Raw genomic sequence first — 18,559 nt, 5'->3', positions numbered from 1 at the left:
GTTCGTGAGACTGAGCCGTGTGCCATCGCTGTGAGACAGATCGAAAGTCACTGGTCAGCGTTCCGGCCTGTGCCACGTGCCGCGAGACCCTACAGTTCTTGTAGGGTCTCAAAATTCGCGGCACAATCTCAGCCCCGATGGCACATCGGTGGCACTTATGCCGTCTTCATGAGACTCGCTGGTCGAAGCGTTCACCCTTTTGGGTGAGGGGATTCCGGCTCGCTCCGCCCACCGATGTTCCGCTGACACCCTTGGCTGCGCGGGTCATCGTCCGTGGGCCGGGGGTGTGCGATGGGTAGTGTCACTGCGACGGTGAGTATCCGTCAGCAGCGTGGTGTTCTCGTGGAGGACCGAGACTGGGGTACGGCGCCCGTCGACCTCCTGCAGTCGGCTTGTCCGTGGCGGACGTTCCGCTGGTACAAGGGTCAGAAGCACTACTCGGGTACCTACTGGTCGGCGACGGTGCGCGACCACGTGATCTATGAGTCTCGCCTGGAACTATCGCGCTTGCTCTTTGCCGACTTCGATCCGTCGGTGCGCGGCATCGTGGCCCAGCCCTTCCTACTGAAGACCGCGCTGGAGGGGAAGGTGCGCCAGCACATCCCGGACTATCTCCTGCTCACCGGGCAGGCGCCGGTGGTTGTCGACGTCAAGCCGTTGCATCGGTTGTCCAAGCCGGAGGTGGCGTTCACCTTCGACTGGACCCGGGAGGCGGTGGAATCACGCGGCTGGAAGTACGAGGTCTGGAGCGAGCCTCCGGCCGTGGAACTGGAGAACATCCGGTTCCTGGCGGGTTACCGCAGAGACTGGCTGTTCAGCGCCGAGGCTCTGGAGAAGCTCTGGGACGCGGATCTCGACGGGCTTCTTCTGGGGCAGGCCACGAGGTGCCTGCCGAATCATCCGGAGCCTCACGTTCGCGCCGCCATCCATCATTTGCTCTGGAAGCAGGCTCTCGTCACTGATCTCGACCGCCCGCTGGGCCCTTCGCACGTGCTGAGGAGGGCAGGGTGAACAGGGCGGCGGCTCGCGTCGGAGTCGGTACGCGCTTCCGCTACGACGGGGAGACCGTCGAGGTGGTGGAGATGGCTGCGACCACGGCAGGCAACGAAGTGGTCTTGAAGGATGGTCAAGGGCGGCTTCTGCGACTGTCGCTCAAGGAACTGCTGTTCTCCGAGCGAGCTGTGATCACCCCTGACGGTCCGGGGCCGTCGGCGGACGACGAGGGCGAGATCGCCTCTGTCGTTCTCGGGCAGCTTGACGCCGTGGGGAAGCAGAAGGTCCTGGAAAGAGCCGAGCACGTCCGTGAGGTGCTGACGGGTTATCGGTCCGGCAGTCCCGAACTCGCACGCGACGAAGAACCTCGTTCCGAGTACTCGCCGGAGAAGCCGTTGGAGGCCAGATACGCGGCGAAGATCGCTGAACTCGGTGTGGGTCTGAGGACCTTGAAACGGTGGGTCGCCGAGTTCCGGGAGCATGGGGAAGCCGGATTTGCTCCCCGCAAGGGGCCTACGCGGAAGTCGCACATTGCGGTCGATGACCGGTGGGTGGAGACCGTGGTGGAGGTGATGGTCGAGCACACCGACCAGTCGCGGCCGTCGCGGACGATGGTGATCGATCGGACCCGAGCTCGGGTGATCGCGCGGTTCGGCGAGGGGGTGGTGCCGCAACCGAGTCGGGCGACGGCGTTTCGGCTGCTGGAGGAGCTGGAGCGACGCCATCCACTGTTCCGGCTGAGTACGAAGCGCAACCGGGATATCGCCGGTCGGCCGGAGGGTCCGTACGGGAAGCTGCGGCCGACGCGGCCGGGCGAGTATCTGCTGATGGACTCCACGCGCCTGGACGTCTTCGCGTTCGACCCGTTGACGCTGAAGTGGGTTCAGGCCGAGTTGAGTGTCGGGATGGACTGGTACTCCCGCTGCATCACGGGGATCCGGCTGACGCCGGTCTCGACGAAGGCAGTGGATGTCAGTGCGGTGCTGTTCCAGTCGTTTCGGCCGAGGCCGGCGGGGCGGGACTGGCCGCGGCACGCGGTCTGGCCCGAGCACGGTATCCCCCGCACCGTCCTGGTCGACGTCGAAGGCGTCACCGGACCCGGGCTGGCCTCGCCTCCTCTGGTTCCTGAGACGCTGGTCGTCGACCACGGAAAGGTCTACGTCTCGGAGCATCTGACCAGCGTCTGTCGACGGATGGGCATTTCCATCCAGCCGGCCCGGCTGCGGACGGGCCGCGACAAGGGGCCAGTCGAGCGCTACTTTCGGACCCTGCGGGAGGGACTGCTGCAGGTGCTGCCCGGCTACAAGGGGCCTGACATCCACTCGCGAGGCGAGAGCCCAGAGGACGACGCGTTCTTCTTCCTCGACGAGCTTGAGGCGATCATCCGGGAGTGGACCGCGGCGGTCTATCACGGCCGGCCGCACTCCAGCCTGGTCGATCCGGGTCTGCCGGGTCTGCGGATGTCCCCGGCGAAGATGTTCGAGCACGGCATGGCCCGCGCGGGCTACATCGAGGTTCCCCGGGACCGTGATCTCGCATTCGAGTTCCTGCAGACGAAGTGGCGCACGGTCCAGCACTACGGCGTCGAGATCGGTCGGCGCCGTTACAACGGCCCTGGCCTGCCTGAGCCGGGCGTCCGCAGTCCCTACGACAGTCCAGTCAAGAACGGCTGGCCTTTCCAGGTGGACCCCGACGACATCACCCGGATCTACTTCCGTGATCCGGCTACTCGGGCCTGGCACACGCTGGTCTGGGAGCACGCGCCGTCGGCCGAGATGCCGCTGAGCGAGGACGCGTTGACGTTCGCCCGGCAGCTGGCGGCCTCGAAGTATCGCTTCCCCGATGACCGGCTCGCCGTCGCTGATTTGTTGGAGCGGTGGAATCTCGGGCTGGGCACCACGATCGCCGAGCGGCGCATGGCCCTGCGGCTCTCGCGTGAGCAGGCCGCTATCGAGCTTCCGGTGAGTGAGGCGGAGACGGTCGTCTCGCTTCCCTCCGTACGCAAAGCCCTCGGCCAGGACGAACAGACCGCGGAACTGCGGGAGCCCGACGTGGTGACGGAGACGGGGGATGACGACGAGGCTGATCTGGAGGATCTCGCCGGGGAGAACGACTTCTACGCCGATGCCCTGGAGGACGTGTGAACGACGGCAGCGTTCCGCAGCTGGGCAATCTTGCCTTGTCGCGGAAGGAGGACTTCAAGGCGTTCGCCGAGAGTCCTCGCCGCAGCCGGCCCGACCTGCTGACCCGAAAGCAGCTGAAGTCCCTGCCCACGCAGGCGCGGGCGGACTACGACCGTCAGCGTCGGCAGTGGCACGCGAACATCGGCCCGGTCAAGACACCGCAACTGACAGAGCTTCATGAAGACCTTTGGGACATCGTCGACAGCAACGAGCAGGACGGGGACAAGGCCAAGGGGGCGGTGGCCGTCGACGCGTTCCCGGGGCTGGGCAAGACGACCTCAGTGCTGGCTTTCGCCCGTGACTTCCACCAGCGGGAGATCGAGGAGTCTGGAGCATTCACGAGCCAAGGGCACGAGCGGATTCCGGTCTGCCGGGTCGGACTGACCGGGAACACGGGAATGAAGGATCTCAACCGGGCCATGCTGGAGTTCTTCGGCCACCCCGGACAGATGCGGGGGACCACAGCCCAGTTCGGGCGGCGGGTGCTGGACTGCGTGCTGTCCTGTGATGTCCGCCTGGTGGTTCTGGACGATCTGCACTTTTTGAAATGGGGACAGAAGAGCGGCATCGAGGTGAGCAACCACCTGAAGTGGATCGCCAACGAGTTCCCGGTGACGTTGCTGATGGTGGGGGTTGAGCTCGCGAAGAAGGGCCTGTTCGGCGAAGGAACGAACGGGCACGACACCGCTCTGGCCCAGACCGGCCGCCGCACGACCCGCCTCGGGCTGCGACCGTTCACCATCGATACGGAGGCCGGCCGTCGGGAATGGCGGCAGATGCTGCTGGCCCTCGAACAGCGCGTCGTGCTCGCCGACAAGCACCCCGGCATGCTCGCGGACGAGCTGTCGGACTACCTCTTCGCCCGCAGCACCGGACATATCGGCTCGCTGATGACGCTGCTCAACCGCAGCTGTCAGCGGGCGGTCCGCACCGGCGCCGAACGTCTTGACCAGGAGCTCATGGACCGGGTGAAGAACGACGAGGCATCCGAGGCTGCCCGCCTCGAACTGCAGGCCGCGCTGGAGAAGAAACGGCTGACCAGCCGCCCGCGGCACCGGACCCGACGATCCACATGAGAACGCCGGCCCGCACCCTGCCGATCCGGCTCCCTCCACTGCCCGGCGAGGCCCTGGACTCATGGCTGGAGGCGACAGCCAGACGGATGGACACCGCACTCGGTGACGTCATGCTGCACTTCGGCTTCCCGGTCCGGCACCGGGCCGGGAACCAGTTCCGGGGCATCCCGGCAGACTGGACGATCTTCCTCGACGAGCGATTGGCCGCCGCTGTCGCACACGCCACCGGCACGGTCCCGGAGGCCGTCACCGCGATGACCCTGGCGCACTATGACGGACGGGCCCTGCAGCTGAGTTCCGGAGGCCGGGCTGTGACACGGCATGTCCTTTGGGGACGCGGAAGCGGATCCCGGTTCTGCCCGGACTGCCTCCACTCCAACGATGGGCGCTGGCAACTGTCCTGGCGGCTTGGCTTCTCCTTCGCCTGCACCCGGCACCGCCGCCTGCTGGCGGACCGCTGCCCGCACTGCGGACGGGTCCCACGGCAGCGGCCTCGTTCCGGCCGGTCTGTTCCCCGGCCTGAACTCTGCGGCAATCCACCGATCCGCCCCGGCGGTCCGATCACGGCGGGTTGCGGCACCGACCTGACCCGCGCTTCGACGCTTCTTCTGCCTCCTGGCCACCCGGTTCTCACGGCGCAGGACCGGGTATCCGAGATCATCAGCGGAGCAACGGCAGCCTTCGGCCCCTACCGGACCTCTCCCCAGCCGGCATCAGCGGTGCTGGCCGACATCCGCGCCCTGGGCATCCGCGTCCTGAGCGACCTGCCCACGGCTGTCCTACGGGAACGGATCCCGGCTGATATCGCAGAAGTACACCTCAGCACCGATCCGGTCTCCCCACGCACCGGACAGACGACGGAACGTCCGGGGTTCATGGCCCCATTCCGAGCCGCGGACACAGCCGTCGCGGTCACCGTGGCCCTGAGCATCATGGAGCAGCCAGGAATCCAACCGGCCGGCGAGGCCCTGCGGGACCTGCTGGAAGCAGTACGCGAGGAACTCGCGCGGATCTCCGCGACCAGCATCGACAGCTGGGGGCGGGGCATCAGCCCGGTGCTGCAGTCCGTGCACCTGGCCGCCCTCGCCCCTTCCCTCCGCCCCAGCGAATACGTCCGCTACCGCATCACCACCGAGACTCCCCGCCGACCGACCAGGACCACGCAAGACATCGAGCAGCGAGCTAGGAAGATCCCCACGATGTTCTGGCCGTCCTGGACGATCCGACTCGCACCATCTGAAGGAATCCATGCGCGGGCTCTGGCCCCCGTTCTCGCTGCCCTGTTGCTGATTCCCGACAGCCGTACATCCCTGGACCAGGCGGCCGGGCTGGTCGGCGACGCAATCGACGGCATCGAGGTCTCGCGCCTCCTCCAGGAACTCGACGACCTTCCGCAATGGCCGGGCATCGCCACTGCCCTGGACCGGCTCGTCGACTACCTCGATACCAACAGCACCTCCATCGACTACGGCCGGCGCCGACTCCTCGACTACACCGGCCTGCTTCCCCATGACCGTTGGCTGGAGATCTGCCGCCGCACCGGCACACCACCGGGAACCGGACGGCGTGAACGCATCGCCCGCAGCCAGCTCTTCCAACGTCTCAGCGGCCTGCCCGCCGAGTCTCTCCCCGACGACCTGGGCGGGCTCGACAGCGCAGAGTTCCGGGCGACGTCCTTGCGGTTCACCGCGCTTCAGACCCCCGAACTCGCGCATGCCCTCCAGCAGGAAGCCCTCAACTTCCTGGCCTCACACCACATCCACGACGAGCCCCTGACCTGGCAGCCTCCCACCACCTTGTTGGCGGGACTCTCCCTTCCCGGGCCCGACCCGGCGCACGTTGACCTACCCCGCCTGCACCAGCTCGTCCGCGAACGCCAGCACCCCGTTCAGCGCGCCGCACGGTCCCTGGGAACGACCGTCGAGGCCATCCGGCATGTCCTCGACGAACACCCAGCCCCCGCACCCCCGCTGACGGAGAACACCGCCAGAGCCACCGGTCGCATCCGGCAGCAAGCCCGGCAAGCCATCCCAGAAATGCGCTTCATTCGGCTCTACCGTGACGAACACCGCTCCCTTCAGCAGATCGCCACCCTCACCGGCTTCTCCCGCAGAGTGCTGACCGACCTCGCCAAGGAGTACGGCATCCCGCTCCGTGAGGGTCCACAGGACTACAGGCGCCGGGGCACCGTCGAACGGGACTGGCTCATCGAACAGTACGTCCACCGCCGCCGGACCCTGCCAGACCTCGCCCGAGAAGCTGGCATGAGCACCGCGAACATGGCTCGCTGGGCCCACACTCACAACATCCCCCTCCGGCCACGAGGCGGAGCCAGCCACCACACCGCCCTCCGCACCGCCGACGACGCCGAGGCTCTCCCCGCCATCCTCCGCAAAGCGTTGACCAGCGCATACGCACGGCAACGACTCTCGCGGTTCCTAGCAGCCGGGTCCTATCCCACCCTCACCGAAGCAGCCCAAGACCTCGGCATCCACCAGTCAGCCCTGGTGATCCAGATCAACCGCCTCGAAGATGACCTGGGACAGCCCCTCTTCGAGCGAGCAGAGCGTGGCAGGGCTATGAAGCTGACCCGATTCGGGAAACGCGTCGCCGCGGCTGCCCAGCTGATCACGGCTGAGGAAAGCCCGGGGAACAGACCAGTTGCAGGGCGCTACAGTCCGATGGAGGAGGGGGACGATGGCGTTGAACAAGAAGGGGTCCCGGCGCATCACTGTTGATGGGGCCGAGTACCGATGGCGGATCCGGAGGAAACCCTCCTACTCGCAGGGTCTCTGCTGGACACCCATGACCTACGCGGTCGAGGCGGCCAACGACAACCCGTCGGGCACGATCTTGATCGTCGCCAGCAGCCACGCTCATCCCAGTAACTGGGTGGGCGTTGAGGCAGAGTCCATCTGCCCGGATCATGTCGCCGCCAGCATTCGAGAAGCGCGTGATCAATGCTGGGATCCAACCCGGGCTGGTTCCCCCTTCCAGCTCGACCGATCCGCAGGATTCATTGCCCAGCCATGAGACAAAGCGGAGAAGGCCGACGCATCTCAGTCGAGCTGCCGCAGAGGCTCCAGGCATGGTTCACCGAGCACGAGGAACGCTTGCGATCCTGCGGCATCACGGCTGGCATTCAGCGGTCGCCCGAGGACGGTCGACCGAAGACCAGTGCTTGGATGATGCTCGAAACAGAGGATCGTGTCGCCGTGCTCCTTGTCTGGAGCAGCGGTGAAGCGGACCTGGAGTACGGGGATGTGGCAACCGGCTGTGTCAGACAGAAGCATCGTGATCTCCGAACCTTCGAGGAGCTCCTCAACGCTATCGAGAGTGTCCACGAATGGATCCAGATGAAGGGCGAGTGGTTTCCGAAAGGATGACCTGTTCAGTGGGGTTGCGGAGTCTCCGCGGTTCGAGAGGAGAGCATGTGGACGAGTACCAGAGCGAGATCAGCCCGAGCGTGATCATCGGGCTGGAGGAAAAGGTCTCGAAGGACAGCTACGGCAGGTACCTAAAGAGGCTCACCTTGCGGAAGGTCCGCGGCTTCACTGACCGCACTGTGACCTTCGACTTCCCCGTCACTGCTGTGGTCGGGCCGAACGGGGGAGGCAAGAGCACGGTACTCGGTGCCGCCGCACTGGCCTACAAGAGCGTTCTGCCCGGGCGGTTCTTTGCCAAGAGCGGCAAACACGACGCAAGCATGCAGAACTGGTCGATCGAGTACGAGATCATCGACAAGGCATTGAGCACCCGGGGCCCAATATCGCGCACCGCACGATTTAAGACCTACAGGTGGAGCCGGGACTCCGTACTTGACCGCGAGGTCAGGGTCTTTGGGGTCGATCGCACCGTCCCGGCCGCTGAGCGAGCCAAGTTCAAAAAGGCCGCGACCTCGGCGTTCGCTGCACTCAAGGAGGTAGCGCTGCCTCCAGAGGTGACGGCGCACGTCGCGAGGATCCTAGGCAAGCCGATCGAAGGCTTCCAGCAGCTCTACGTCGACGCGGCCGGCAGTGTCACTTTGTTCTCTGGCCGTACACACAAGGACGTCGAGTACTCCGAGTTCCATTTCGGTGCAGGCGAGGCCAGTGTGATCCGGATCGTTGCCGAGGTCGAGTCCGCCCAGGACGGCTCAATGATCCTGATCGAGGAGATTGAGAATGGCCTCCACCCAGTAGCCACGCGACGCATGGTCGAGTACCTCATCGGTGTCGCGAAGCGCAAAGGTTGCCAGGTCATCTTCACGACCCATTCCAACGACGCGCTTGCGCCGCTGCCGTCGAAGGCCATCTGGGCGGCCTACAACGGAGACGTGCTCCAGGGGAAGCTCGATGTCCGCGCCCTGCGCACAATCACGGGCCAGATTCATGCCAAGCTCGCGATCTTCGTCGAGGACAACTTCGCCGAGATGATGGTCACCACGGCTCTGCGTGTTCATGGCGGAGTCGAGCTAGACGCCGTGAAGGTGCACGGTATGGGCGGAGCCGACCCCGCGATCAAAGTCAACCACCAGCACAACATAGACCCGACCAGGCAGTTCACATCGGTGTGCATTCTCGATGGTGATCAAGCGGGGCGTGAGAGTACGAGCGATCTGATCTTCCTTCTCCCTGGAGACAGTTCACCAGAGGCACACGTTATTGGCCGCATCCTGGAACGCCTCGACACAGCTGCAGCCAAGCTCGCCCTCCGCTTGCAGCTGACTGTGCATCAGCAGGAGCGGGTCAAAGATGTAGTAAGAACCCGCGCCCTGACCAATTGGGACCGACACGTCATCTGGGAGCAGATCGGCGCAGATCTCGACTTTCTTGCGGGCAGCATCGTGGCAGGCGCCTTCCTGGCCACGTGGGCTGAAGAGTTTCCCGAAGAGGTCAGCCAACTCGTTGACGATCTTGGGGATCTCCTCCCACGACGCGAGTAGCTGCGTCGCGGGTGTGGACTACACGGCCCGGTACTTGTGAAGCCCCCGCCGGGGACATGTCCCCGGCGGCAAGTACCTGGGGCGCGCCCCCGAACGAGATCCCTGGCAGATGCTGCCGGGGATCTCGTTCGTGCGGAGGGAATCGGCCAGTAGCCCAACCGCTCGATCCTCAGCGCCGCCTTACAGCAGGGGGCAACCCAACGTCCCCCTATCGCTGCTGAAGCCACCAGATGGCCCCGCCGACGATGGCGCTGCCGGCGGCACCGGCGATTCCACGAATGAAACTGTGTCCCGCAGTGCGTGCGAGGCGCCGCCAGCCGCGTCGCTGCGGCCGCCGGCGAGCGACTCGACCAGCCTCTCCGGTGGCAGGTGAGGTGCGGATCTTGGGCTTTTGAAGCCGACTCGACGGGACCTGAACGAGGGCCGTAGGCTCGGGTACAGAACTGATGGCTTTCTCCACTTCATGACTGCGTGCGTGGAAGCTGTCCGGGCTACGCGATGAGCGGCCCCCCGTTGGCGCGGGGGGCCGCTGCCGTTTCGCCTCCTGTGCATGCGGATGGTCAGGACTACGCGTGACGGCAAAACCTGTTGGCGCAGGGGCTACCCCGGCTGGAGATGCGAAGAGGTCCGCAACTCCAGCCGAATGGGGCCACTTTGCCGTCATCGGAAAGCCTACGCAGGGGACTGACACCCCCTGTAGTGTCGAGAGATGTCGCGAGACATCGCTAACAGGATGGACAGTCAACACTGAGAGGCAGGTCACATGCCCGCGCGTTGGAGTCCCATCGATCCGACCGCCGGAGCGGTTGAGTCGTTCGCCGCTGACCTGCGAGAACTCGGCAAGGGCAAGACGCCTGTCTCGTACATCGCGGACGCGGAGCCCGGGGTTTCCAGGGCAGCCCTCTACGCAGCCCTTTCCGGGGGGCGGCTCCCCAGGAGGAAGACGATCGCTGCCCTCCTGCGCTGGTGGATACCTGCACCACCAGTGCGTGCTGAGCCCGGAGAATGGGAGTGGGACTGGGTTTACGGCCTCAGAGACAAGGCGGCGGCAGAGGCTGCATCCCGGTGGATGGAGCGCCACAGGGCTCTATCCGAGAAGCGGCGCGAATGGCCAACTCAACGTAGAGAACCTGTGGTGATCGATGAACCTCCGGAGCAGCGGCGCTTCATCGAGAAGCTGCGCAAGGCCTTGGAGACGCATGACCTCGCCGAGGGGGTCATGAGATGGGACGAGGATTACGAGCGTTGGGTCACCGCTGTGAGTGGTCACAGCATCCAGCGTTACCTCGCAGGCGCAGTCATTCCGGAGGACGACACCATCAACTCGCTCTTGGCTGTAGTTTCTGAAGAAGAACAGGCGGCCGAGCTTCTTCTTGAGCTTGTGCGTCTAGCGCAGGAGGCGCGCAGAGCCCGAGTGCGCAGCCGACGTCTGGCCAGGGCGGCCAGCTCCTCCAAGCGGCTCTAACCACATCTCAACTCTGAGGAATTCGCCGCCACCGTGAGACTGATCATGTCGGTCACACGGTGAGACTGCCCGCAGAGCGGCAGGGCAGGGCGCTGTCCTAGGACACGAGCCGGGGGACCCTGCAGACATTGTGGGATCTCAGATTCCGTGGCCGAATCTCATGACCGATGGCCAAGTGGTGGCCACCCGCGAGACTGCCCCGGAGTCGTAGCCCGGGCATCAGGGGACAAGTGACCCGTCAGTAGGTTCCGGGGTTCGCTTCTCTGCCGTTTCCTGGCGCTGGGGCGCCTCTCATTGCGTTGTACGCCAGCCTCGCTCACCTATTCTTCGATCATGTCTGCTGACTCGTACCAGACGGCTGGCCGTAATCGAGGCGGCAGCATGCGCGCCATGGTGCGCCCGCGTGCTACCGGTTCGTTGGCTGGGGAATTCTTTGCAGAACGTGAGATCAACTCGCAGATTGGACTGAATGACACGCCAGAAAGCCTGTGGGAATGGCTCAGGGAAGGAGCAGGAAGTGGTCACTCGGCGGGCTGTCCCGCGCTGCCTAACTCGTCGGCTGAGAATATTTTCTATCGGGGGCAGTCCAATGCTGATCACGGTCTCTCCTCTAGCCTCTTCCGAGTCCTTAGCGCCTCAGTGCCAAGAGTCACCGAATACAGGATGGCCAAGGTAGAGGAACACATACTGCAAGTCATGAGACGGCAAGGGCTTGGACGGCTGATGACGGACGGACAACTCCTGGGCCTCTTGCAGCATCATGGCATCCCTACCCGGCTCATCGACGTGTCGAAGTCCCCGCTGGAATCCCTGTTCTTCGCCGTGGATCAGGACCATGATCTGGACGGCCGACTGTTTGTGATCCAGCTCCACCCAAGCGATGGCGGTGAGATAGACACCATCGACCTTTCCGACCAACACCAGTTGGAATGGGCAGACGCTGCACGCGGCGAGCGGTATGCCAAATCGAGCTGGACGGGCCGCGTGGCAGTCATTGATCCACAGGACCTCGACCCCCGAATGCGCGCCCAGCGGGGATGCTTCCTCGTAGGCGGCCTCATCGCCAGCTACTCTCGGCGGCAGATGCAGTTTCGTGGCCGTGTATTGGCAGCAGATGACCTCGCCAAGATCACGACTCTCAGTATTCGCTTCCCGCAACGAAACGCGCCAGGGAAAGCGTGGTCCGCTACGGCCTGGACGGTCCGTATTCCCGCGCGTTGGAAGCGTCCCCTAAGCGATCTGCTCAAGAGAGAAAAGGACCCGATCACCAAGGACACCATGTATCCGCCGCTAGCTGAGGTGAAACGTCTAGCGATCAGCAAGGCGGACGAGTTGTCCAGGACCACATGGGTGACCAAGAAGCGCCCGCGCTCGCCCGCTTGACAAGCCAGCGTCACCGCTGGGCCGGGTGGGTTCACATCCGACCACGTGGGGATGCGGTTGGCCCGCGGAACGGTGTCTCGTCATCTGTCTGGCTTCGCCCCAGAGCGGTGGAGTGCCCGGCACCTCCGCCGGGACGGGGCGAGGGGTGCCGGCCGCAGCTCGCCGAGAACCAGACCGCGCTCGCCCAACGGCTCTATGACGAGCAGGAGAAGACCGTCCAGCAGATCGCTAACATGCTCGGGATGCCGAGGCCGACGGTGTACGGGCACCTCGACAAAGACACGATCCACTGGACTCATCGCCCAGTTATGAGACAAAGCGGATTAGGCGGCGCATCTGGCCCGGCATCATGGGATGGTGACGAAATGGATGCGCTGCTACTGGGACGAGGAAGATACCTGGTTCTACTTCGAGGTCGACGCCGAAGGTTGGGTGACCCGTCAGATCGAGCTCGAAGGGCCTGAGCTGATCCCGATCGCAGCCGCCTCCCTCGCCGAATGGCAGCAGGCCTGCGACGCAGGCCGCCTTGACGAGTACGACAACAGGTTCGGGATCACAGCAGAACTGCCCGTCTCTGAATGGGAAGGCCACGATCCGGAGGAGCTGACCTCTGACCAGTTCGAGGAGGTCTGGGACTCAGCCCGTCGGCAGATCGCAGCTCTGCCGTCGTGATTGCTCGCTCGGGGCGGATAGTCACTTGCTGCACCCGCCCTGCCAGCTCGATCATGAAGTCTCGATCGAGGAGGCTTCGTGGGATTGTGCCTGTTCCCTGGGGACGGTGACCTCACCAGCCCGGACATCAGCTGGTCCTACTCGGGTTTCAGCGCCTTCCGCCAGCGCTTGGCGCAGGCTGAGGGGTTCACGCTGCCGGACATGTGGGGTTTCGGCGGGGACCGGCAATGGAGCGAGATCTCATCGACGCTTGAGCCCCTGCTGGACCATCCTGACGATTCCGGTGATCTATCCGCCGCCGACTGCGCCAGGGTCCTGCCCCGGCTGGCCGAGATCATCACGGAGTGGGAGACCGTGGAAGGCGACCCCACTGTCTCGCGGCACATCGAGGACGCCCGACAGCTCGTGATCGTGTTGAACATCTGCGTCGACTCGAACGTCGAACTGCTCTTTGGGTGACATTGAAGAGAACCCGGCTGTGAGCCGGCGAGCCAGGATGGCTTCGAGGAAATGACATGGCCGTGAGACAGAACCTGTGCCAACCCGCGTGAGACACCGCCAAGACTGCAGGTCACAGCGTCGCCATATGACACCGAAAGCGAGACCCTACAGTTCTCGTACGCTCTCCGGCTCCGCCTGCGCCGCTTGCCGCCGGCTGGCCGGACGGATGACAGCTGACGCCGGACCCTACATCTCGCCCCTCTGCTGCGGGGGCACGACCGCCGTGACGACGATCTCCACCAGGCGGTCGAGTGCGGTGTCGGAGAGCATGTCGGGCAGTGTCAGGTGTTCCAGGAGCAGGCCGGTCATGGCCAGGTGGAGCACGAGGAAGGTATCGGCGTCGCCCGGCAGGTCCGCCTCGCGGTAGGAGGCGCCGTTCCGGTCGAAGTCCGCTCGCACGGTCCCGGTCAGCCGCGCCTGCAGGGCCGGGCGGCGCGTGGCTTCGAGGCGGAGTTCCAGCATGGCCAGATAGCCGACCCGGTCCTCGGTCATGCGTTGGACCAGCCAGCGCATGAGCGAGGTGACCAGCTCGCGGGAGGGTGCGGGAAGCATCGCCTGCTCGACTCTCACCGCATCCGGCGTCATGCGGTGGTTGATGCGGGCACCTGCCTGCATGAACAGGTCGTCCCGGTTCGTGAAGTAGTTGGACGAGGTGCCGAGGGGGACACCCGCCCGGGCGTCCACCGCGCGGAAGGTGAGTCCGCGGGCTCCCTGGTGGGCCAGCACATCGATCGCGGCGTCGACGAGCGCCGTTCTGCGCTCAGGGTTCCTGGCCATGGCCAACTCCTGTCCTGTGTGCCTCAGGAAAGAGAGGCTTGCGTAACCACTACGTATGAAGCACTCTATGCGAAGTGGTTGGGCGGGGCCCCGCCTCACACATGACCGAAGCGACAAGCCTGCGCAGAACGGGGACCCTATGCGAAAGCTCACCTACTTCGTCGCCTGCTCGATCGACGGCTTCATCGGCGATCCGGGCGGCGACGCGACGTCGATGATGGCCTTCGTGGACGAGGAGATGATCGCGTTCCTCACGTCGGAGTACCCGGAGACGATCTCGGCCCAGGGCCGCGAGCTCCTCGGATTCGGTGACGTGAAGAACCGGCGCTTCGACACCGTGGTCCAGGGGCGGGCCAGCTACCAGCTTGCCTTGGACGCCGGTCTCACCAGCCCGTACGGCCATATGAGGGAGCTCGTGGCCTCTCGGACTCTGCGGGAGTCCCCCGACCCGAACGTAGAGCTCATCTCCGACGACCTGGTCGGCCGGATCAGGGAGCTCAAGGCGGAGGACAGCGAGCTGGACATCTGGCTGTGCGGAGGCTCCCAGCTGGCCGGTGAGCTGATCGACGAGGTCGACGAACTCGTCATCAAGACCTATCCGCAGGTGTACGGGGCCGGAATGCCGATGTTCGGCACGGACTTCGCGGTCACCGACTTCGCCTTGGAGAACGTCCGTACATTCCACAACGGCGTGCTGGTCAGGGCCTACAGCCGCAAGCGCTGATGCGGGCAGCCGGTCGGGGGTGCCGCGCGATCTCTCTCCGCCGGCCCCGGGGCCGGCGGAGCGGGTGACAGGGTGAGGGGCCGATGCCGGTCCGGGCTGCGAAAACTGGTCGCGAGGCGGCTGCCGCGCGGGTAGTCCTTGACCATGACCTCATCCGAAGCGCTGCTCCCCGGCACCCGGCGTGCCCTCCTCCACCGCATTGCCACCGCCCAGTCCGAAGGCCGGGCCCCCTCCCTCGTCGCCGCGGTTCAGCGCGGGGGACAGATCGCCTGGAGCGGCTCCCGCAGTTGTGTGGACGGGCATGCTCCCGACGGCGACACGCAGTTCAGAATCGGCTCCATCACCAAGACGTTCACCGCCGTACTGGTGCTGCGCCTGCGTGACGAGGGACTCCTCGATCTGGACGACCCGCTGGAGAAGCACCTGCCCGGCACGTCCGTCGGGCATGTCACCGTCCTTCAACTGCTGGGCCACAGTGCAGGACTGGGAGCGGAGACTCCCGCGCCCTGGTGGGAGAGGACACCGGGGAGCAGCCGGCCGGACCTGGCCGACGTCCTCGGTGAGCAGCCGTTGACGCACCCGGCGGGCCGCAGGCATCACTATTCCAATCCGGGCTACACGCTGCTCGGTTCCCTCATCGAGAGGCTGCGCGGTGACGCCTGGGCGGAGGTGCTGCGCCGCGAGATCCTGGAACCTCTGGGGATGGACCGCACGACTCCGTCGGCACGGGCGCCGCATGCGGCTGGCTGGGCCGTCCACCCGTGGGCCGATGTCATGCTCCCCGAACCGGCCGAGGACCTCGGCCTGATGGCGCCGGCCGGGCAGCTCTGGTCGACCGCCTCCGATCTCCTGCGGTTTGCCTCCTTCCTCGCGCGCGGGGACGACCGCGTGCTCCCCGCCACCTCGGTCGAGGAGATGCGCACGCCGGCTGCGCCGCCCGAGGCAGGCGAGTGGGACGGGAACTACGGCCTCGGACTCCAGACGGTGCGGCGGGAGGGCCGGACGCTGTTCGGCCACTCGGGGTCGCTCCCTGGCTTCCTGGCCGCGCTGTGGTTCAGCGTCGACGAGGAGGTGGCTGCCGTAGTGCTCTCCAACGCCACCTCCGGCCCGCTCACCGGTACGGTTGCCGCGGACCTCGTACGGATCGTGGCCGATGCGGAGCCGAGGATCCCTGAGCCTTGGCGCCCGCTGCCCGAGGTCGACGAGGAGCTGCTGGCGCTCACCGGACCCTGGTACTGGGGAACCCAGGTCCACACACTGAAGCTGGTCGCAGACCGGGGTCTGGAGCTGCGGCCGTGGCGTGGCGCAGGTCGTGGGGCCCGTTTCCGTGCGAACCCCCACGGCACCTGGACCGGACTCGACGGCTACTACGCGGGGGAGACGCTCCGTGTCGTTCGCGCCGCCGACGGAACGGTGGACCACCTCGACCTGGGATCGTTCGTCTTCACACGGGAGCCTTACGACCCCGGCACGGCAGTTCCCGGTGGTGTGGACGAGGGCGGGTGGCGGGGGCTCGCCACCTGAACGCAACGAGTGGCATGAACCGCACGAGCGGCTCGGGGCTGTGCATGTCCTGCGGGCACGGCGAGCCGCACGGTCGTCGTTTCACGTGAAACGACGACCGTGGCGGGAGACCGGTCAGGCCGTCAGTTCGCGCTCCAGAGGGGTGCGGAAGCGTGGGGTGACCCGGTCCTCGCCCACCCAGGCCGACAGCCGGGCGGCCTCCGCCTCGATATGGCGAGTGGCGTCCATCCCCACGTCGGACAGCAGCCGCCACACCAGCTCGCCGTCCGCGCGCTGCGCCCAGCCACCCACGATCGCACCGTTCCACCACACGGTCGGGCCGATGTTGCCGGCTCGGTCGAAGAGTGCCGCACGGTGACCGGCCGTCAGGTGGAAGCTGCGGTCGGCCCAGCCCATCGCGCTCGGGTCGAGGGCGGGCAGCAGCGCCGCCCAGGGCTCCGGGGGCGGTTCGGGAGCAAGATCCCCCGGCGCGACCCAGCCGGATGCGCCGCCGTCGAGCAGCACCTCCTCGGCGCCGACGGCGGCCAGCGCCTGACGTGTCTCCCGGACGCCCCAGCCGGTCCACCACTTCAGGTCGGTCTCGGTCGCCGGGCCGTACGACCGGAGCCAGCGCAGGGCCACCTCTGTCCGTGCTTCGGAGGGCTCCGCATCGGGCCAGGGTGTGGCGGCCGTCCAGCGGAACTGGCTGGAGGTCCAGGAACCGCGCGGCCGGTCCCGCCGGATGCGCCCGTCGGCGGCCAGCAGGCGGATCACCCGGGACGTGACGCCCTGCACCGTCTCCTGCTTCGTGCCCGGGAAGACGGTGATCTTCGTGCGTAGGGAGGGAACGGCCGTGGAGAGCTCGCTCCCCGTGGCTCGGCCCCGTTCGGCCAGGGCCGCGAGTGTGGCCCGCTCGACCTCCGTGAGCCAGCGTTCGTCGAGTCCGTTGCCGTCCTCCCTCAGGCGCTTGAGGAAGGTCCGGCGCTCCTTGGCCCCCACGGCTCTCGCGTTCGCGGCGTCCACGAAGGGGGCGATGTCCGTGGACACGGTGAACAGCGTGTTCCGCATGGAGAGCAGGCGTACCAGCGAGACGTCCTCGTAGAGGGCGCGTTCCACCGCCGCGACGCCGGGCTCGGACAGCCGGGCGCAGGCGGAGAGGTAGACCGTGGCCGCGTCGGTGGCGTGCAGGGCGACCATCGCGTCGGCCACCGTCACGACGGAAGGGGTCCGCGCGGACCGGGCCAGCAGATGCCGTCTGCCGATCCTGGCCCGGCGCTGCTCGTCGTCGATGTGGTGCATGCGTCCCCTCCGGCTGTGGTGTGTCCCGGGGAGCCCCAGGCCTCCGGGGTTCCGGGTTTCAGAGTGTGAGCTTGAACCCCACATGGCTTGCTGCGAAGCCGAGCCGCTCGTAGAAGCGGTGGGCGTCGGTGCGGGTGGCATCGGACGTCAGCTGCACCAACTGGCAGTCCTGTCGCCGGGATTCATCGACGGCCCACTGGATCAGCTGGGTGCCGAGACCGCCGCCGCGCTCATCCGCGTGGACGCGGACACCCTCGATGACCGAGCGGGTCGCACCGCGCCGGGACAGCCCGGGCACGACCGTGAGCTGCAGGGTTCCTACGACGCGCTCTTCGCGTACGGCGACGACGAGGTGCTGGTTCGGATCGTCGGCCAGGCGCCGGAACGCGGCCTCGTACGGGGAGAGATCGTCCAGCGACTCGCGCTGGGCGCCGAGCGGGTCATCGGCGAGCATGGCCACGACGGCTGGAATGTCGGTGAGGGCGGCGGGGCGTATCTCGAGATCGCTCATGATCGGCAGACTACGCAATGGGCCGGCTCAGGCGGGGACCTTGAGCGCTTCGACCGCGCGGACGAGCGGGGCCAGCTCCGGGCTCTTGGCGGCCTCGTCGAGAGCTGCGCGCAGGGCGGTGTCGTTGGTCGGCCTGGCCTCGTCCAGGAGCGCGAGGCCGGCGTCCGTGACGTCGGTGTAGATGCCCCGCCGGTCCGTGTCGCACAGATACCGGGTGAGCAGCCCACGGTCCTCGAGCCGGGTCACCAGCCGGGTGGTGGCGCTCTGGCTGAGGACCACGGCGTCCGCGACCTGCTTCATCTGGAGGTGGCCGCCCGTGCCGCTGTGCTGGCGGCTCAGGACGTCGAGCAGCGAGTACTCACGCACGCTGAGGCCGTGGCGGGACTGCAGTTCCCGTTCGATGTGAGCCTCGATCTTCCCGTGGAGCAGGGAGAGGGCGCACCAGCTCTGGGAGAGGGCGGTCAGTGCGGGATCTGTCGCTGTCATCTGTCTTCTCTCCTCCGTGCGGGAGCTGTTTGCGTCCCAGGATAGGACACATGCGCAATAGC

The 18,559-nt window shown here is 66.3% G+C and carries 17 protein-coding genes; 13 read left to right on the top strand and 4 right to left on the bottom strand.

What is annotated here, in order from left to right:
• The first annotated feature begins 312 nt into the window (after positions 1 to 312).
• The 11 genes from AB0F38_RS25950 to AB0F38_RS25900 all read left to right on the top strand — a co-directional run bounded on the left by AB0F38_RS25950 (position 313) and on the right by AB0F38_RS25900 (position 13,155).
• Positions 313 to 1,011 (top strand): TnsA-like heteromeric transposase endonuclease subunit, encoded by a 699-nt coding sequence (locus AB0F38_RS25950; protein ID WP_361897960.1) that lies wholly within the window; start codon positions 313 to 315, stop codon positions 1,009 to 1,011.
• On the top strand, positions 1,008 to 3,137 hold the full coding sequence (locus AB0F38_RS25945; RefSeq protein WP_361897957.1) for a transposase: 2,130 nt from the start codon (positions 1,008 to 1,010) through the stop codon (positions 3,135 to 3,137). Before AB0F38_RS25950 ends, AB0F38_RS25945 begins: the two co-directional genes overlap by 4 nt.
• Entirely contained in the window at positions 3,134 to 4,252 is a 1,119-nt protein-coding gene (locus AB0F38_RS25940; protein ID WP_361897954.1) for an AAA family ATPase, read from the top strand. The genes AB0F38_RS25945 and AB0F38_RS25940 overlap by 4 nt, the downstream gene beginning before the upstream one ends.
• Positions 4,249 to 6,990, top strand: coding sequence for a TniQ family protein (locus AB0F38_RS25935; RefSeq protein WP_361897951.1), 2,742 nt, complete (start codon positions 4,249 to 4,251; stop codon positions 6,988 to 6,990). Before AB0F38_RS25940 ends, AB0F38_RS25935 begins: the two co-directional genes overlap by 4 nt.
• A 67-nt stretch (positions 6,991 to 7,057) precedes the next feature.
• Positions 7,058 to 7,285, top strand: coding sequence for a hypothetical protein (locus AB0F38_RS25930; protein ID WP_361897948.1), 228 nt, complete (start codon positions 7,058 to 7,060; stop codon positions 7,283 to 7,285).
• A gap of 152 nt (positions 7,286 to 7,437) precedes the next feature.
• The gene (locus AB0F38_RS25925) at positions 7,438 to 7,638 is read left to right on the top strand and encodes a hypothetical protein (protein WP_361897945.1); all 201 of its coding nucleotides are present in this window, start codon (positions 7,438 to 7,440) and stop codon (positions 7,636 to 7,638) included.
• Between the two features lie 47 nt (positions 7,639 to 7,685).
• Positions 7,686 to 9,176 carry an ATP-binding protein gene (locus AB0F38_RS25920; protein ID WP_361897942.1) on the top strand — a complete coding sequence of 497 codons (1,491 nt, stop codon included), beginning with the start codon at positions 7,686 to 7,688 and terminating at the stop codon, positions 9,174 to 9,176.
• A 763-nt stretch (positions 9,177 to 9,939) separates the two neighbouring features.
• Positions 9,940 to 10,641 carry a hypothetical protein gene (locus AB0F38_RS25915; RefSeq protein WP_361897939.1) on the top strand — a complete coding sequence of 234 codons (702 nt, stop codon included), beginning with the start codon at positions 9,940 to 9,942 and terminating at the stop codon, positions 10,639 to 10,641.
• Between the two features lie 333 nt (positions 10,642 to 10,974).
• Positions 10,975 to 12,024 carry an FRG domain-containing protein gene (locus AB0F38_RS25910; RefSeq protein ID WP_361897936.1) on the top strand — a complete coding sequence of 350 codons (1,050 nt, stop codon included), beginning with the start codon at positions 10,975 to 10,977 and terminating at the stop codon, positions 12,022 to 12,024.
• A 369-nt stretch (positions 12,025 to 12,393) separates the two neighbouring features.
• Positions 12,394 to 12,696 carry a hypothetical protein gene (locus tag AB0F38_RS25905; protein WP_361897990.1) on the top strand — a complete coding sequence of 101 codons (303 nt, stop codon included), beginning with the start codon at positions 12,394 to 12,396 and terminating at the stop codon, positions 12,694 to 12,696.
• Positions 12,697 to 12,774: 78 nt separating this feature from the next.
• Positions 12,775 to 13,155, top strand: a complete 381-nt coding sequence (locus AB0F38_RS25900) for a hypothetical protein (RefSeq protein ID WP_189804929.1) — start codon at positions 12,775 to 12,777, stop codon at positions 13,153 to 13,155.
• Positions 13,156 to 13,383: 228 nt separating this feature from the next.
• Here AB0F38_RS25900 and AB0F38_RS25895 read toward each other — a convergent pair whose 3' ends face one another.
• Positions 13,384 to 13,974 carry a TetR family transcriptional regulator gene (locus tag AB0F38_RS25895; RefSeq protein ID WP_361897933.1) on the bottom strand — a complete coding sequence of 197 codons (591 nt, stop codon included), beginning with the start codon at positions 13,972 to 13,974 and terminating at the stop codon, positions 13,384 to 13,386.
• Positions 13,975 to 14,113: 139 nt separating this feature from the next.
• Here AB0F38_RS25895 and AB0F38_RS25890 point away from each other — a divergent pair, with 139 nt between their 5' ends.
• The gene (locus AB0F38_RS25890) at positions 14,114 to 14,698 is read left to right on the top strand and encodes a dihydrofolate reductase family protein (protein WP_361897930.1); all 585 of its coding nucleotides are present in this window, start codon (positions 14,114 to 14,116) and stop codon (positions 14,696 to 14,698) included.
• A 144-nt stretch (positions 14,699 to 14,842) separates the two neighbouring features.
• Complete coding sequence (locus AB0F38_RS25885; RefSeq protein ID WP_361897927.1) at positions 14,843 to 16,222, top strand: serine hydrolase domain-containing protein; 1,380 nt, start codon at positions 14,843 to 14,845, stop codon at positions 16,220 to 16,222.
• A gap of 114 nt (positions 16,223 to 16,336) precedes the next feature.
• On the opposite strand, the gene AB0F38_RS25880 is transcribed toward AB0F38_RS25885, so the two are convergent.
• Genes AB0F38_RS25880 through AB0F38_RS25870 form a run of 3 tightly spaced genes read right to left on the bottom strand, consistent with a single transcriptional unit; the run spans position 16,337 to position 18,497 of the window.
• Positions 16,337 to 17,500, bottom strand: a complete 1,164-nt coding sequence (locus AB0F38_RS25880; RefSeq protein WP_361897924.1) for a winged helix DNA-binding domain-containing protein — start codon at positions 17,498 to 17,500, stop codon at positions 16,337 to 16,339.
• 58 nt (positions 17,501 to 17,558) lie between these two features.
• Positions 17,559 to 18,011: a GNAT family N-acetyltransferase gene (locus AB0F38_RS25875; RefSeq protein ID WP_361897921.1), complete on the bottom strand. Its 453-nt coding sequence runs from the start codon at positions 18,009 to 18,011 to the stop codon at positions 17,559 to 17,561.
• A 27-nt stretch (positions 18,012 to 18,038) separates the two neighbouring features.
• Positions 18,039 to 18,497, bottom strand: a complete 459-nt coding sequence (locus AB0F38_RS25870) for a MarR family transcriptional regulator (protein ID WP_361897918.1) — start codon at positions 18,495 to 18,497, stop codon at positions 18,039 to 18,041.
• Positions 18,498 to 18,559: the final 62 nt, after the last annotated feature.

It is taken from the genome of Streptomyces sp. NPDC025273, from assembly GCF_040638585.1.
In the GTDB taxonomy this organism is placed as follows: domain Bacteria; phylum Actinomycetota; class Actinomycetes; order Streptomycetales; family Streptomycetaceae; genus Streptomyces; species Streptomyces cinereorectus.
Note: the sequence above shows the minus strand (reverse complement) of the source record. Positions and strands in the feature narration are given on the sequence as shown.

Coding starts and splice junctions, on each gene's coding strand:
- AB0F38_RS25895 (WP_361897933.1), bottom strand. CDS start 13,974: ATGGCCAGGAACCCTGAGCGCAGAACGGCGCTCGTCGACGCCGCGATC.
- AB0F38_RS25880 (WP_361897924.1), bottom strand. CDS start 17,500: ATGCACCACATCGACGACGAGCAGCGCCGGGCCAGGATCGGCAGACGG.
- AB0F38_RS25875 (WP_361897921.1), bottom strand. CDS start 18,011: ATGAGCGATCTCGAGATACGCCCCGCCGCCCTCACCGACATTCCAGCC.
- AB0F38_RS25905 (WP_361897990.1), top strand. CDS start 12,394: ATGCGCTGCTACTGGGACGAGGAAGATACCTGGTTCTACTTCGAGGTC.
- AB0F38_RS25915 (WP_361897939.1), top strand. CDS start 9,940: ATGCCCGCGCGTTGGAGTCCCATCGATCCGACCGCCGGAGCGGTTGAG.
- AB0F38_RS25930 (WP_361897948.1), top strand. CDS start 7,058: ATGACCTACGCGGTCGAGGCGGCCAACGACAACCCGTCGGGCACGATC.
- AB0F38_RS25925 (WP_361897945.1), top strand. CDS start 7,438: ATGATGCTCGAAACAGAGGATCGTGTCGCCGTGCTCCTTGTCTGGAGC.
- AB0F38_RS25910 (WP_361897936.1), top strand. CDS start 10,975: ATGTCTGCTGACTCGTACCAGACGGCTGGCCGTAATCGAGGCGGCAGC.
- AB0F38_RS25890 (WP_361897930.1), top strand. CDS start 14,114: ATGCGAAAGCTCACCTACTTCGTCGCCTGCTCGATCGACGGCTTCATC.
- AB0F38_RS25870 (WP_361897918.1), bottom strand. CDS start 18,497: ATGACAGCGACAGATCCCGCACTGACCGCCCTCTCCCAGAGCTGGTGC.
- AB0F38_RS25885 (WP_361897927.1), top strand. CDS start 14,843: ATGACCTCATCCGAAGCGCTGCTCCCCGGCACCCGGCGTGCCCTCCTC.
- AB0F38_RS25935 (WP_361897951.1), top strand. CDS start 4,249: ATGAGAACGCCGGCCCGCACCCTGCCGATCCGGCTCCCTCCACTGCCC.